At 63.1% G+C, this 14,704-nt stretch carries 17 protein-coding genes; 5 read left to right on the top strand and 12 right to left on the bottom strand.

All coding sequences use genetic code 11. The features are described from left to right. Positions 1-9: 9 nt before the first annotated feature. From rseP to B9A19_RS09710, 12 genes are all read right to left on the bottom strand, one after another. Entirely contained in the window at positions 10-1,365 is a 1,356-nt protein-coding gene (gene rseP, locus B9A19_RS09765) for an RIP metalloprotease RseP (RefSeq protein ID WP_084090613.1), read from the bottom strand. A 21-nt stretch (positions 1,366-1,386) separates the two neighbouring features. After that, complete coding sequence (ispC, locus tag B9A19_RS09760; RefSeq protein WP_084090612.1) at positions 1,387-2,586, bottom strand: 1-deoxy-D-xylulose-5-phosphate reductoisomerase; 1,200 nt, start codon at positions 2,584-2,586, stop codon at positions 1,387-1,389. A gap of 30 nt (positions 2,587-2,616) precedes the next feature. Beyond that, a complete protein-coding gene (locus B9A19_RS09755; protein WP_084090611.1) occupies positions 2,617-3,441 on the bottom strand; it encodes a phosphatidate cytidylyltransferase in 825 nt (274 codons plus the stop codon). A 1-nt stretch (position 3,442) separates the two neighbouring features. Then, entirely contained in the window at positions 3,443-4,195 is a 753-nt protein-coding gene (gene uppS / locus B9A19_RS09750; protein ID WP_084090610.1) for a polyprenyl diphosphate synthase, read from the bottom strand. Between the two features lie 33 nt (positions 4,196-4,228). Next, the gene (frr, locus tag B9A19_RS09745) at positions 4,229-4,786 is read right to left on the bottom strand and encodes a ribosome recycling factor (RefSeq protein WP_084090609.1); all 558 of its coding nucleotides are present in this window, start codon (positions 4,784-4,786) and stop codon (positions 4,229-4,231) included. Positions 4,787-4,869: 83 nt separating this feature from the next. Then, complete coding sequence (gene pyrH, locus B9A19_RS09740) at positions 4,870-5,589, bottom strand: UMP kinase (RefSeq protein WP_084090608.1); 720 nt, start codon at positions 5,587-5,589, stop codon at positions 4,870-4,872. Between the two features lie 174 nt (positions 5,590-5,763). Next, entirely contained in the window at positions 5,764-6,642 is an 879-nt protein-coding gene (tsf, locus tag B9A19_RS09735) for a translation elongation factor Ts (protein ID WP_084090607.1), read from the bottom strand. Between the two features lie 87 nt (positions 6,643-6,729). Continuing rightward, positions 6,730-7,449 carry a 30S ribosomal protein S2 gene (rpsB, locus tag B9A19_RS09730; RefSeq protein ID WP_084090606.1) on the bottom strand — a complete coding sequence of 240 codons (720 nt, stop codon included), beginning with the start codon at positions 7,447-7,449 and terminating at the stop codon, positions 6,730-6,732. A gap of 161 nt (positions 7,450-7,610) precedes the next feature. Further along, entirely contained in the window at positions 7,611-8,411 is an 801-nt protein-coding gene (locus tag B9A19_RS09725) for a tetratricopeptide repeat protein (protein ID WP_084090605.1), read from the bottom strand. Between the two features lie 29 nt (positions 8,412-8,440). Beyond that, positions 8,441-9,409 carry an MlaD family protein gene (locus B9A19_RS09720; protein WP_084090604.1) on the bottom strand — a complete coding sequence of 323 codons (969 nt, stop codon included), beginning with the start codon at positions 9,407-9,409 and terminating at the stop codon, positions 8,441-8,443. Next, a complete protein-coding gene (locus B9A19_RS09715) occupies positions 9,406-9,966 on the bottom strand; it encodes a hypothetical protein (protein ID WP_084090603.1) in 561 nt (186 codons plus the stop codon). The genes B9A19_RS09720 and B9A19_RS09715 overlap by 4 nt, the downstream gene beginning before the upstream one ends. Continuing rightward, positions 9,963-10,667: an ABC transporter permease gene (locus B9A19_RS09710; protein ID WP_084090602.1), complete on the bottom strand. Its 705-nt coding sequence runs from the start codon at positions 10,665-10,667 to the stop codon at positions 9,963-9,965. The genes B9A19_RS09715 and B9A19_RS09710 overlap by 4 nt, the downstream gene beginning before the upstream one ends. A gap of 172 nt (positions 10,668-10,839) precedes the next feature. Between B9A19_RS09710 and B9A19_RS09705 the strand changes: the two genes are divergently transcribed. The 5 genes from B9A19_RS09705 to gspN all read left to right on the top strand — a co-directional run bounded on the left by B9A19_RS09705 (position 10,840) and on the right by gspN (position 14,666). Next, complete coding sequence (locus tag B9A19_RS09705) at positions 10,840-11,160, top strand: DUF190 domain-containing protein (RefSeq protein ID WP_084090601.1); 321 nt, start codon at positions 10,840-10,842, stop codon at positions 11,158-11,160. Positions 11,161-11,290: 130 nt separating this feature from the next. Then, positions 11,291-12,244 (top strand): thioredoxin-disulfide reductase, encoded by a 954-nt coding sequence (gene trxB / locus B9A19_RS09700; RefSeq protein WP_084090600.1) that lies wholly within the window; start codon positions 11,291-11,293, stop codon positions 12,242-12,244. A 138-nt stretch (positions 12,245-12,382) separates the two neighbouring features. Further along, entirely contained in the window at positions 12,383-13,477 is a 1,095-nt protein-coding gene (gspL, locus tag B9A19_RS09695) for a type II secretion system protein GspL (protein WP_084090599.1), read from the top strand. After that, positions 13,474-13,944: a type II secretion system protein M gene (locus B9A19_RS09690; RefSeq protein ID WP_084090598.1), complete on the top strand. Its 471-nt coding sequence runs from the start codon at positions 13,474-13,476 to the stop codon at positions 13,942-13,944. The genes gspL and B9A19_RS09690 overlap by 4 nt, the downstream gene beginning before the upstream one ends. Continuing rightward, positions 13,944-14,666: a type II secretion system protein N gene (gene gspN, locus B9A19_RS09685; RefSeq protein WP_084090597.1), complete on the top strand. Its 723-nt coding sequence runs from the start codon at positions 13,944-13,946 to the stop codon at positions 14,664-14,666. The genes B9A19_RS09690 and gspN overlap by 1 nt, the downstream gene beginning before the upstream one ends. Positions 14,667-14,704 lie beyond the last annotated feature (38 nt).

Here is a 14,704-nt window from a genome sequence, read left to right as displayed (position 1 = left end):
GCAGGGCGATCACCCGAATAGGAATCGATGGAAATCGTTGAACAATGCCAGCGACATCAGCGCCAGCAGGAATACCAGGCCAATGCGTTGACCGATCGCCTCCACCGTGGCCGACACTGGTCTGCCGGTCAGGAGTTCGGCGGTATGATACATCAAATGCCCGCCATCCAGCACCGGCACGGGCAGCAGGTTCATGATGCCCAGGCTCAGGCTGATCACCACCAAAAACTGAATAAACGGCTGGAAACCCATTTCCGCGCTTTCACCTGCCACCTGGGCAATGGTCAATGGTCCACTCACCTGTTTTACCGATTCGCGGCCAATCAACATGTGGCCAAACACCGATAGTGTGATCCTGGCCTCATCCCAGAGCTGCAAGGTGGCGACATAGGGCGCCTCCAGCCAGCCATAGCGTTGTTGAATGCGCAATGCACGCAAACGCGCATCATCGATGCCGGTCGACAACGCCACACCGATTCGCGGTGCGCGCTGCCCTTCCTTATCCATCATCACCGGCGTCACCGGCAAGGTGAATTGTTGGGCACCACGGCGCACGGTAATTTGCAACGGCTGACCATCGCCACGCGCCGCAAGCCGCACCAGCGCCGATCCATCGCTGGCATCCTCACCATTCACGCGCAGCAACAGATCATCGGCCCGCAAGCCAGCCTTGGCCGCCGGGCTACCCTCTTCCACCTTGGTCAAGCGCGTTTCTGTCGGTGCCGGCGCCACGCCGATCACCCGCATCAGTGCCGGACTGAGCGGCCTGGCCGGCAAGCGGGCCAGAGGCAAATCCAGCGTGATTTCACCTTGCCCCGGTCGGCGCACGGTCAGCGGGGTTGACTCGGAATAAGCCTGCTTGAGCATCTGCAGGAAAAAACCATCCCAGGTATCGATACGGCGACCGCCGACCTGCACCACCTCGTCACCAACGCGCAAGCCGCTCTCTGCCGCCAGCGAACCAGCAGCAACCTGACCGACCACCGGCTTTATCGTGTCAAAACCATATACATTGATACCGATCAGCAACACCAGCGCCAGCAGCAGATTGGCCAACGGCCCGGCCAGCACCACGGCCATTTTCTTGAGCGGATGCTGGGTATTGAAGGCCAACTGGCGCTCGCCGGCCGGCACCGGCGCCTCGCGCTCGTCCAGCATCTTCACGTAGCCACCGAGCGGAATCGCTGCCAGCTGCCATTGCGTGTCGCCACGCTGCCATTTCAGCAGCGGCTTGCCGAAACCGATCGAGAACACCAGCACCTTGATGCCACAGCGCCTTGCTACCCAGTAGTGGCCGTATTCGTGAATACTCACGAGGATGCCCAGCGTGACGACAAAAGCGAGCAAGGTGGTCAGATTGTGCATGGCTATGCCTCCGGCACAGGGTTAGCCCAAGCGGCGCAAGGCGCTTTCGCGGGCCTGGGTATCGGCGTGCAACAGGTCTTGCAGCGTGTCGGCACGACAAGCGCCGGCGCAGTCATTCAGTACCTGCTCGATCAACGCGGGAATGCCGACAAACGAGAGTTTTTCATCCAGAAACGCCGCCACCGCAACCTCATTGGCTGCATTCAGGATGGCGGGGGCAGCCCCGCCCGCGCGCAAGGCATCGAACGCCAGCCGCAGACAGGGAAAACGCTGGTAGTCCGGCGCCTCGAAATCAAGCCGGCCGGCAGCAAACAGGTCCAGCTGCTTCACGCCAGCGTCAACGCGCTCCGGGTAGGCCAGCCCATAGGCAATCGGCGTGCGCATGTCGGGCTCGCCCAGCTGCGCCAAGACCGAACCATCAGCGTACTCGACCATGGAATGCACGATGCTTTGCGGGTGTACGACCACGGCGATTTCATCAAGTTGCGCATTGAACAGCCAGCGCGCCTCGATCACCTCCAGCCCCTTGTTCATCAGGCTGGCCGAATCGACCGAAATCTTGCGCCCCATCGACCACTTGGGGTGCTTGACCGCCTCGACCGGTGTGATGGCGGCAAAGGTATCAAAGGAGCGGGTGCGGAACGGGCCGCCGGATGCGGTGAGCAGGATGCGCTTCACCCCCACGTCGCGCAGCGTCTGCGCATAGGGGTGCTCGCGGTGCGCACGTGGCAGCACCTGGAAAATGGCATTGTGCTCGCTGTCGATCGGCAGCAGCTCGGCACCGCTGACACTCACCGCGTCCATGAACAGCTGGCCGGCCAGCACCAGAGTTTCCTTATTGGCCAGCAGCACCCGCTTGCCGGCCTTGGCGGCCGCCAGCGTGGGCGGCATGCCGGCGGCGCCGACGATGGCCGCCATGACGGCCGTGACTTCAAGCGCGACCGAAACCCGGATCAACGCATCGGCACCACACAGCACCTCGGTCTCGCTGCCTGCTGCGCGCAAACGCGCGCGCAATTGCTCGGCGGCCGCCTCATCCAGCACCACCGCGTAACGCGGTTTGAATTGCAGCGCCTGCTGGAACAGCTTGTCGATCTGGCTAGCGCCGGTCAGCGCGTATACGCTGAAGCGCTCGGGATAACGTGCCACGACATCCAGCGTGCTGACGCCGATACTGCCGGTGGCACCCAGGATGGTGAGGGTATGATGCACAGGGGTCATGACCAGCCTCGCGCCTGCCCGTTGCGGTGCTTATACCGGGACGGCAAACAATAGGGGATAGAGATAGCAGGCCGTGGCGACCGGCAGGATGGCCAGCTGGCTATCGACGCGATCAAGCACGCCGCCGTGGCCGGGCAGCAGATTGCTGCTGTCCTTGATGCCGGCCTGACGCTTGAACAGCGATTCGAGCAGGTCGCCAACGATGCTGACCGCGGTCAGCACGGCAGCCAGCAACAGCCAACCCCACAGGGGCAAGTTTGCCGCCTGCGGGAACAGGGATTTGGGCAGCACGGCCACATAGACCAGCACCGCCAGCATGCCACCCGCCGCGCCTTCCCAGCTCTTGCCGGGGCTGATGGCCGGCGCCAGCTTGTGGCGGCCAAACGCCTTGCCGCTGAAATAAGCCGCCGTGTCGGCAATCCAGGCAATCGCCAGCACGCTCAGCAACACCCAGCCACCGCGCACGTCATTGTGCAGCAGCCACATGGCAAGACCAGCCGGCATCAACAGTGCCCAGCCCAGCAATACCGAGGTCGGCCCGGCCTTGGCCAGCGACCAGCGCGCACGCAACCACAGCGGCGCCAGCAACAGCCAGAACAGACTGCCCCCCAGCATCAGGCCAAACAGGCTGGTGATAGGCAACACATAGACCAGCAGCACGAACAGTGGCGCGGTCACCAGCGGGTAAATCCAGCGCATGGGCGCGGACAGGGCAGCAAGCCGCGTCCACTCCCACGCACCCAGCGATACGATCAAGGTCACCAGCGCCAGCCAGCCAGCCGGCGGAAAGACAAACAGGCCGGCAAGGATGAGGGGCACCAGCAGCGAAGCGGTAATGATACGGGTCTTGAGCATGTCAGCTGGCCGGATTGACCTGCTCGCTGATTCGGCCAAAGCGCCGTTCACGCCCGCCAAACCAGGCCACGGCCTCTTCCAGCGCCGCACGGCCAAAATCCGGCCACAGCATATCGGTGAAATACAACTCGGTATACGCCAGCTGCCACAGCAGGAAGTTGCTGATGCGCTGCTCGCCACCGGTGCGGATGAACAGATCCGGCTCCGGCGCATAGTTCATGGCCAGATAAGGGGCGAGATCGCCCTCGTCAAAGCCGGCAGCCAGCTCTGGCCGCTCGGCCAGCATAGCTTGCGTTGCCTGGATCACGTCCCAGCGGCCGCCATAATCCACTGCCACGCTGAGTGTCAGGCCGGTATTGCCGGCCGTACTGGCCTCGGCCTGCTCGATCAGCGCCAGCAGATCGGGCGTGAAGCGTTCGCGGTTGCCAACGATGCGCAAGCGGATCTGGTTGGCGTGCATGCGCTCGATTTCGGATTCCAGCACCCGCAGGAACAAGCCCATCAGGAAAGACACTTCGTCGACCGGGCGCCGCCAGTTTTCACTACTGAAGGCGAACACGGTCAAGAATTCGACGCCCATCGCATCGCAGGCCTTGATGGTCTCGCGCAGCGCATCGACGCCGCGCTTGTGACCGAAAATGCGCGGCATGAAGCGTTGCTTGGCCCAGCGGCCATTGCCATCCATGATGACGGCAATGTGCCGCGGCACGGCATTGAGCTGCTCGGGTACGGCTTCGGTGGAACTCTTGAACATGAACGACTCGACGTAATTCAGACGCGGACGGATTTAGACCGTCATCAGTTCTTTTTCTTTCTCGGCGTAAATCTTGTCGATTTCGACCACGTATTTGTCAGTCAGTTTCTGGATTTCGTCCTGGCCACGGCGCTCGTCGTCCTCGGAGATTTCCTTGTCTTTAAGCTGCTTCTTCAGCTGTTCGTTGGCATCACGGCGCACGTTGCGCACGGCCACGCGTGCATCTTCCGCTTCGCCACGCACCACCTTGGTCAGCTCCTTGCGGCGCTCCTCGGTCAGCATCGGCATCGGCACGCGGATCACGTCACCCATCGAAGCCGGGTTCAGGCCCAGATCAGAATCGCGGATCGCCTTTTCAACTTTGGCCACCATGGGCTTTTCCCAAGCCTGCACACCGATGGTGCGCGCATCCAGCAGCGTGACGTTGGCCACCTGGTTGATCGGCGTCGGATTACCGTAGTAATCGACCATCACGTGGTCGAGCAGGCCGGTATGGGCGCGACCGGTACGAATCTTGGTCAGACTGTTCTTCAGTGCCTCGATGCTTTTCTGCATCTTGGTTTCAGCATTTTTCTTGATTTCAGCGGTCATTCTTGACTCCTTTCGGCAAAACAAAACAGGCGGATATTCCGCCTGTTTACCGGCACGCCACACGGCGTACCGCCACGAAAATCTTAGCAGTGTACCAGCGTGCCTTCGTCTTCCCCAAGCACCACGCGCTTGAGCGCGCCGGCCTTGAAGATGCTGAACACGGCGATATTCATCTTCTGGTCACGACAGAGGGCAAATGCTGTGGCATCCATCACTTTCAGATTGCGGCCGATGGCCTCGTCGAAGGTAACGGTCTGGTAGCGCACGGCGTCCGGGTTCTTCTTCGGGTCGTCGGTATAGACACCATCCACCTTGGTGGCCTTGAGCACGATGTCCGCACTCATTTCCATGCCGCGCAGCGCCGCAGCGGTATCGGTGGTGAAGAACGGGTTGCCGGTGCCGGCGCCGAAGATCACCACCTTGTTTTCTTCCAGGTAGCGGATGGCCTTGCCGCGCACATAGGGCTCGGCCACTTGCTGAATGGTCAGCGCCGACTGCACGCGGCTGACGATGCCGGCGTGGCGCATGGCATCCTGCAGCGCCAGCGCGTTCATCACCGTGGCCAGCATGCCCATGTAGTCGGCCGTAGCGCGATCCATGCCGGCGGCAGCCGGGGCCACACCGCGGAAGATGTTGCCGCCGCCGATGACGATGGCCACCTGCACGCCCAGATCAACCACCCCCTTCACTTCGTCGACAATGCGGCCGATGGTGGCACGGTTGATGCCGTAGCTGTCGTCCCCCATCAAGGCTTCACCAGAGAGTTTCAGCAAAATTCGTTTGTACTTGGGTGCTTGGCTCATGAGGGCTTCCTTTGTGGAGAGACGTTTGGATTATCCGATTGTGCAATGGTTCGCGCGAGCAAACGATTGCACAATCAGACAAGCCGGCGCGGGGCCGGGCGCAGAAACGCCGCGCGTCTCCGCGCGGCGTTCCGGGTACTGCGTGCAGGCCAACCGCACCTGCAGAATAGACGATTACAGCTGGGCTGCAGCAGCAACTTCAGCAGCGTAATCGACAACCTTCTTCTCGATGCCTTCGCCAACCACGAACATGGCGAAACGGTTCACGCTGGCCGATTGGCCCTTCACCAGTTGTTCGATGGTGACCTTGTCGTCCTTGACGAACGGCTGGTTCAGCAGGGTCACTTCCTTCAGGAACTTCTGCACGGTGCCTTCGGCGATCTTTTCCAGCATGGCTTCCGGCTTGCCGGCTTCCTTGGCACGCTCGACAGCAACGCGGCGCTCGGTTTCGATCAGCTCGGCGTCAACGCCCGATGCATCCAGCGCCTTCGGCTTGGCCGCAGCGATATGCATGGCCAGATCCTTGCCCAGTTGTTCGTCGCCACCGGTGTAGTCAACCAGCACGCCGATCTTGGCGCCGTGCAGGTAGGCCGCCAGTTGGCCGGCAGTTTCGTAGCGCTGGAAGCGACGCAGGGTCATGTTCTCGCCCAGCTTGGCGATGATGGCCTTGCGCAGGTCTTCCACGGTTTCGCCGGAATCGGTCACGGCAGCAGCCAGTGCATCGATGTCGGCCGGGTTGGCAACCACGACAGCCTTGGCGGCAGCACGCGCGAAGGCAGCGAAGTTTTCATCCTTGCCCACGAAGTCGGTTTCACAGTTGACTTCGATGATGGCGCCAGTCTTCTTGTCGTCGGAGATGAACGAAACAACCACGCCTTCGGCAGCAGTACGGCCGGCCATCTTGGAGGCCTTGTTGCCCGACTTGATGCGCAGCAGCTCTTCAGCTTTCTTCACATCGCCTTCGGTCTCAACCAGTGCCTTCTTGCACTCCATCATGCCCAAGCCGGTTGCTTCGCGCAGCTCGGCAACCATCTTTGCGGTAATTTCAGCCATGTCAGTCTCCTGAATTCGATTCAAATATGTCAGTTACGAAAAAGGGGCTGTTCTGCCCCTTTTTCGCTGGATGCTAATGCTTGCGGATTACGCTTCTGTGCTTTCAGCAGCAGCAACGATTTCCTGCACGGCCTGGTTACGGCCTTCCAGCACTGCATCTGCGACGCCGCGAGCGTACAGGCGGATCGCGCGGGACGAGTCGTCGTTACCCGGGATGATGTAATCGATGCCTTGCGGGTCGTTGTTGGTATCAACAACGCCGATGACCGGGATACCCAGCTTCTTGGCTTCGACGATGGTGCCGTGCTGGTAACCGGTGTCGATCACGAAGATCGCGTCCGGCAGACCCTTCATATCCTTGATGCCGCCCAGCGAGCGCTCGAGCTTTTCAACTTCGCGCTGCATGTCCAGCAGTTCTTTCTTGCCGTAGCCGCTGTTTTCGTCAGACAGCACAGCCTGGATTTCTTCCAGACGCTTGATCGATTGCTTGACCGTCTTGAAGTTGGTCAGCATGCCACCCAGCCAGCGGTGATCGACGAACGGCGAGCCAGCGCGTTGCGCTTCTTCAGCCACGATCTCGCGTGCTTGACGCTTGGTGCCCACGAACAGAACGGTGCCCTTGTTGGCCGACAGGCGACGCACGAACTTCAGTGCTTCTTCAAACAGCGGCAGGGTCTTTTCGAGGTTGATGATGTGAATCTTGTTGCGCGCACCAAAGATGTATTGACCCATCTTCGGGTGCCAGTAACGGGTTTGGTGACCAAAGTGGCAACCAGCTTCGAGCATTTCACGCATGCTGACAGACATTGCTAAAACTCCAATAAGGGTTATGGCCTACCGATCCGCGCGACACCCTGCACATGCAGGGCACCCTTAAGGGGCGAACCGGGAAGATTGCCTTTGCTGGACCATCCAGACAAAGGACGCAAGATTATAGCGGAAGATCGCCCCTGCACTCAAGTCACGATTCAATTACCGGAACAAGCCGCCGAGCTGAACACGGCGCAGAGCGATTGCAGGCGCTGCCCCGCCTCGGTACGCAGCACCTCGTCACCGGCCGCGGCCGCATAGCGGCGCAGGAACACGTAGTCATCAACCAGATAGGCCGGCTCGGCCAGCTGCCGGTCCAGCACGATGGCAGCATCAATGCGCTGCCGGGCGTCGGCCAGCGCTCCGTCGTGCAAGGCGACCTCGGCCATCAGCCGCAAGGCATGCGCACGCTCGCCCCCCGGCAGGCCGGGCGCCGCCAGCACCCTGGTCAGCAATGCGCCGGCACCGGCGTAGTCACCGCCCTGCACCGCCAGCCGGGCCTGCAGGTTGTCCAGCCGCGCCACCCAGCCGCAGGCCGCACCGCACAGCGCGCGTGCCTGCGCCAGGCTAGCCTTGGCCAGATCCGGCGTGGCAAGCTGCAGCAACGCCTGCTGGTAGGTGGCCCGCGCCCGTAGATCGGCAGAGAACAGCTCGTTGCCGCGCATGCTGGCCAGGATGCGCACCGCCTCGTCGCGCTCGCCTTGCCGCACCAGGCTGTTGGCAAGACCCAGCCGTGCCTCGCCCTGCCCGCCCCAGTCATCAATGCTGGCATAAGCCTGCCATGCCTCGCGCCAATAGTGGCTGGCATCGGCATCCGCGCCGGACTGGGTGGCCCGGTTGGCCGCCAGCACGGCGGCCTCGGCGGCCTGCAGCCGCGCCGGCTTGGGCGCAAGCGGCGCGCCACCACAGGCGGCCAGCAGCAGCGTGGCAGGCAAAAGCATGTACAGACACTTGAACATGACGCTCCTTTGCAGCGTGCGATGGCCGCTTATTGGCGGCTATCGGGCATGGGTGCAGATGCAGCGGGGGGCTGCATCCAGTTTTTCAGCGGCCAGCTTTGCGAGGCGCCGTCGAGCAGTTCGCGCGTGGTACGCAAGGTGGCGTCACCATTGCGCAAGATGCCGGGCACGCGCGGCGCGGCCTCGTCGACGATATGTCGCGTGGCGCCCATCACGGCAGCGGCCTCGCTGGCCGCCTGGGCGGCGTGACCCATGGTGCGGTCCAGCTGGTCGAACACGCCGGGCAGACGGCCTTGCACGTCTGCAAGGGTGCGGTCTGCGCGCTCCAGCGTGCGCTGTGCGGCCTCCAGCGTGGCCGGCACTTGCTTGTCGGCCACACGGTCGGCCTTGGCCAGCAAGGCATCGACGGCGGCGCGCGTCTGGCGCACCTCGGCCGACAGCTCCTTCAGATTACCCAGCATCTGCCGCACATCGCCCTTGGGGTCGTTGATGTATTCCAGCGTGGTTTGCGTCGAATCAATGATGGGAATGATGCGCTGGCGCAAATCAAGCGCGATGTCGGCCAGACCCAGCGCGGGTGCGAAATTGAGCTTGGCGCCATCCTGCGCCGGCGGCAGCTTGGGCGAGCCACCGACGATCTCGATGAAATGATCCCCCAGAAAGCCGTCCTGCTGCAGGATGGCCTGCGAATCGGCCTTCACCCATTTCATGTAGCGGGTTTCCACCAGCAGCTCGACGTCCACCTTAGCGCTCTCGCCCAGCGCCACGGTATCGACCACGCCGATCTTGAAGCCGGACAAACGCACTTGCATGCCGGGCAGCAGGCCCGCACCGTTCTCCGCCACGAAGTTGAGGCGCGTCTTCTGCACGAAATAACCCTGCCGCAAGCCCAGCGCCACCACCAGTGCCAGCATCAGCCCGAGCGCGAGCAGCGCAAAGCTGCCGGCCCGCCAGCCCAGCATGCGAAAACGCGGATCACTATCCTTCAAATACTTCATTCCTGCCCCTGTTCAGGCCGCTTGCCGCCGATGACCGGCAAATCCGGCGCAGCCCCTTCGCCCAACTGCAGTACAACGCTGGTCGCCTCGATAGCCTGCCACAATTCGGCGCCCAACGGCGTTTGCCGCACCCGGCGCAGCCAGGCCGGCTCGACCAGCACATAGCGTGGTGCCAGCACCAGCGTGCGCAACAGCACCAACTCCTGCTTGCGGGTGGCACTCAGCGCAGCCGGCAGGCCATCCAGCAATGCCGCTATGCCTTCATCATCCAGCTTGAACGGGCGCAACGCGGCCAGCACCCGCTGCTCCAGCACCTGCAGCTCGGCGTGGCCGTGATACCAGGCAGGCAGGATGAGGTTTTCCCACACCCGCAAATTGCTCAGCAGACTGGTGCGGAAATCCAGCACCACCGCCTGCCCTGGCTGCTGCACATGCAGGGCGGCCAGCAATGCGGCAGCCAGCGCATCATCGCAAACCAGGGCATGGCTTTCACCAAAGCGGCACTGCGCCAGCCGGGCAATCAGATCATCCAGTTCCTGCGTCTGTGGCGCGCTCATGAGGCCAGCACACACAGGAAATCAGTCACGAACACGGCCAACATGCCACGCATGACCGCGCGCGACGATGCCTTGGGAATCTCGGTGACATACGGCCGCGCCACCAGCCCCATGCGGCAAGCCACCGCTGCCGCCATGAAACCGAACAGCGCTGCCTTGCCCACGCTGAGCAAAATCATGCCCGGGCGCAGAAAACGATCCAGCTGGAATACCTGGTAGCCCACGTCCCAGCCGGACGACAGCAGAGCCCCGCCCAGCATGATGGACAGCGACAGATACAGCGCCAGCGCGGCAGACGAGATGGTCATGCCCAGCAAGCGCGGCACCACCAGATAGGACGACAGCGGGATACCCATTTCGACCAGGCTATCGAGCTCGCCATGCGCCTTCATGGCCGCCAGCTCGCTGGCCACCGCGGACGACGAACGCGCCACCAGCAGCAAGGCTGCAAACAGCGGTGCCAGCTCGCCAAAGCTGATATCGGCCAGCAGGCGCAACGAGGCTTCGCGGCTCTGGCCATACTGATCATGCAACTGGCTGACCACGATGCCGCCGAGCGAAAAGCCGATCAGCACGATCAGCAGCAGGGCTTCCACCCCGGTGAAATAGATTTGCTTGAACAACACGCGACGCACCGCCGGCCGGCGCAGGTCGGCGATGGATTGCAGCAAGGTACGGGAATAGGCGGGCAGCGGCAGCATGGTGGCAGTAAGCGGGGCTCACCATCCAGACTACCGCATGGCCGCGCGCAACGGCAAACCGCCCGGCTCGCAGCGAACAGCATCTTGTCAGCAAACAGCGGGAAACCGGCTACGCTGAGGACAAGATCGCGGCACGCCCCCTGTCCGCGCTCCCACATGACGAGGCCCGGCCATGCATCACCAGCTACTGCGCTTTTACCTGCGCCGCACCGAGCGGCACGGCAGCCTGCTGCTGTACGAATGGTTGCTGCAACTGGCCCGGCGCCACAGCGCCAGCGCAGCCAGCGCCCTGCCCGCCCTGGCCGGCTTCGCCCATCTGGGCAACCCGCAAACCCATACCACCGACCTTGGCAGCGATCAGGCCGTGGTGGTCGACATTGCCGCACGTGAAGAAGTGGTCACCATGCTGCTGGCCGATATCGAGGCCGCTGGCGTCAGGCTGTCCTGCCTGCGCATGCCGGTTGAAATCGTCCATATCGGCACAAAATCCTGATTGAGCAGGGCAAGACACGCTCGGTGACCGTCACAATCGAACCCATAGCAAAAATCGATTAGTGGCCCCGCCAGCGACGTTTTAAACTATGCCAAAAATGACGCCAACCACCCCATTCAGGACTTCGATCATGGCTACCAAACACTCCCGTCTGTTGATCCTCGGCTCCGGCCCTGCCGGTTATACCGCCGCCGTTTACGCGGCCCGTGCCAACCTCAAGCCCACGCTGGTGACCGGCCTGGCGCAGGGCGGCCAGCTGATGACGACCACCGACGTGGACAACTGGCCGGCCGATGCCGACGGCGTGCAAGGTCCGGAGCTGATGGCCCGCTTCCAGAAGCATGCAGAGCGCTTCGGCACCGAAATGATCTTCGACCACATCCATACCGTTGACCTGCGCAGCAACCCGAAGAAGCTGATCGGCGATTCGGGCGAATACACCTGCGATGCGCTGATCATTGCGACCGGCGCATCGGCACAGTATCTGGGCCTGCCGTCGGAAGAAGCCTTTGCCGGCCGTGGCGTATCTGCCTGCGCCACCTGCGACGGTTTCTTCTATCGCGGCCAGCAGGTTGCCGTGATCGGCGGCGGCAACACCGCCGTGGAAGAAGCACTGTATCTGTCCAATATTGCCAGCCACGTGACCCTGGTGCACCGCCGCGATACCTTCCGCGCTGAAGCCATCCTGGTTGACCACCTGAAAGAAGCCGTCGAAGCCGGCAAGATCACGCTGGCACTGAACAGCACGCTGGACGAAGTGCTGGGCGACAACAGCGGCGCCACCGGCATCCGCCTGAAGTCGACCGAAGACGGCAGCACGCGCGAACTGGCACTGACCGGCGTATTCATCGCCATCGGCCACAAGCCGAACACCGACCTGTTCAAGGGTCAGCTGGAAATGGACAGCACCGGCTACCTGATCACCAAGGGCGGCCGTGATGGCGGTGCCACCGGCACCAGCATTCCGGGCGTGTTTGCCGCCGGCGACGTGCAGGATCATATCTACCGCCAGGCCGTTACTTCGGCCGCCTCGGGCTGCCAGGCCGCGCTGGATGCAGACAAGTATCTGCAAACATTGAAGTAATCACCGCGCCATCCACCAGAACCCCGGCCTGCGTGCCGGGGTTTTTGCTGTCTGGGGCGCGGCTGGCTTGCCGACGGAGCTGTACGCTGTGTCATACTTCCGCTCGATAATGCCTGCCCGCTTACTGATTGCGACGGAATGACCTCTCCCCTGCCCCCTTCCAGCCACGCGCGCCTGTTTGTCCTGCTGCCTGAATCGTCAGACCCAGCTGCAGCGCTGCACTGGTTCAACCCGGATAGCCGCCAGAGCGGTCACACACCCCTTGCCGGCCTGCCCGCCAGCGAGCGGCTGACCCTGCTGCTGGCACCACCACAGCTGAACACCCACGCGCTGAAGCTGCCGCGTCAGCCTGCACACAAGCTCTTGCCCCTGTTGCGCCAGACCCTGGAAGACCGCACGCTGGGCAAGGCAGACACGCTGCACCTGAGCCATCGCCAGGACAAGGACGGGCTAACCCGCCTGCACGCCTGCGACAAAGCCTGGCTGGCTGGCTGGCTGGGCCGTTTTGCCGATGCACAACGCCCCGTTTTTGCCGCACATGCACTGACCGATTACCTGCCCGCTGGCGACGAGGCCGTGTGGCTGGCGCTGCCGCACGGCGGCGTGCTGCGCAATGCGGCTGGTGAATCGGCCTGGTTTGACGATGCGGCCATTGCGCGTGCCTGTGCTGGCGGCGACACCGAGCCGGCGCAAACAGACTGGCAAACTGCACTGACCAGCAATGGCAGCAACCCCATCGCGCTGCTGCATGGCGATATCCGTCCGCGCAATCCGGCCCGCAGTGTGGACTGGCGCCTGCTACGCCGTCCGCTGCTGCTGTTGGCACTGCTGGCCGGCGCAACCTATCTGGTGGCCCTTGCCCAGTGGTGGCAAGGCCGCAACGCCGTCACCAACCTGCAGCGTGAAATCCGCCAGAGCTATGCCGCTGCCTTCCCCGGCGAACCGATTGTCGATCCAACCCTGCAGATTGCCAGCAAGCTGCGCGCTGCCGGCATCAGCCAGAACGGCAGCCAGGGCCAACGCCTGAGCGACTGGCTGCAACGGCTGGAAACCACGCTGGATGCCGGCGTGCAGTTCACCGAACTGTCGTGGAACAACAATGAGCTCAAGCTCACCCTCGGCAACGGCGATGCCCAGGCCGCTGTAGGCAAGCTGAACGCAGCCGGCTTCAAGGCCGTGCTGGACACCAAAAGCGGCAAGCCGGTGCTGACCCTGAGCGAGAAAGCCCGATGAAACAACTCAAGCAAACCGTGCTGGCCTACTGGCAGGCGCGCAACGAGCGCGAACAACGCATGCTGACCCTGTGTGGCGTGGTCGTGGCGTTGTTCGTCCTCTATGCCGGGCTGTGGCAACCGCTGAGCAAGGCGCAGGCCAGCCAGCAACAACAATTGCCACGGCTGCAGCAAAGCCTGATCGAATTGCAGCAAGGCATCACCGCCCTCAAGGGCCAGCCGGCCACCGGCGGCAATGACGGCGACCTGCGTACTACGGTGCAGGCCCAGCTGGACCGCTACGGCATCAAGGCCGACTTGCAGGTTCTGCCGCAGGAGCGGATCAAGCTGCAGGCCGGCCAGCTCGACACCGACAAGGCATTGAAACTGATTGCCGCGCTGGAACGCGGTGCAGGGCTGCACTTGGAAGAAAGCCACCTCTCCGGCAATGCCGGGCAATTGCAACTTTCGATGACGGTGGGGCGGTGATGAAGTCCAGGCGTTTGTTGTGGCTGGGTGTCGCCAGCCTGTTGCTGTTCATGCTGATCCGCCTGCCGGTGGGTCTGTTTGCCGGCCAGTTGCCGCAGCCGTGGCAACTGGGCGAAGTCAGCGGTTCGCTCTGGCATGGCCAGGCCGCCCAGCTTGGCGCACGCGGGCAACTGCTGCTGTCCGGCCTGCGCTGGAATTGGCAGCCGGCGGCGCTGCTCAAGGGCAGGCTGGCCTGGCAGGTATCGGCGCAACACGAGCAAAAGCTGGGGCATGCGCGGCTGAGCGTCGGCGTGGGCGGCTGGCGTGCAGAGGAAATCGACGCCGTGCTGCCATTGGCACCGTTGCTGGCGGGTGATCCGCAGCTCGGCTCGCTGCAGATCGGCGGCAATCTGGCCGTGCAGGCACGCAAGCTGAGCCAGACCGAGTGGGACGGCGTGGCCGCCACACTGAGCGACGCACACTCCGCCGTCACGCCGCAGGCCAATCCGTTCGGCAGCTACCGGCTGCAGAGCACGCGCAACGGCGGCGATATCGCGTGGCAAATCCTGCCGCTGCAGGGCACCCTGCAGATAGACGGCAACGGCGTACTGCCGGCACACGGGCCAGTACAAGGCCAGCTGCGCTTCACCCCTGCACCGGGGCAGGAAGCACTGTTTGCGCCGCTGCTGCAACGGCTGGGCGGCGGAGCCGGTGGCTATACCCTGCAACTGGGCAAGCACTGATCCGGCCCACCACATGAAAAACGGGGCCCCAGGCCCCG

Source organism: Andreprevotia lacus DSM 23236, assembly GCF_900176275.1.
Lineage (GTDB): Bacteria > Pseudomonadota > Gammaproteobacteria > Burkholderiales > Chitinibacteraceae > Andreprevotia > Andreprevotia lacus.
Note: the sequence above shows the minus strand (reverse complement) of the source record. Positions and strands in the feature narration are given on the sequence as shown.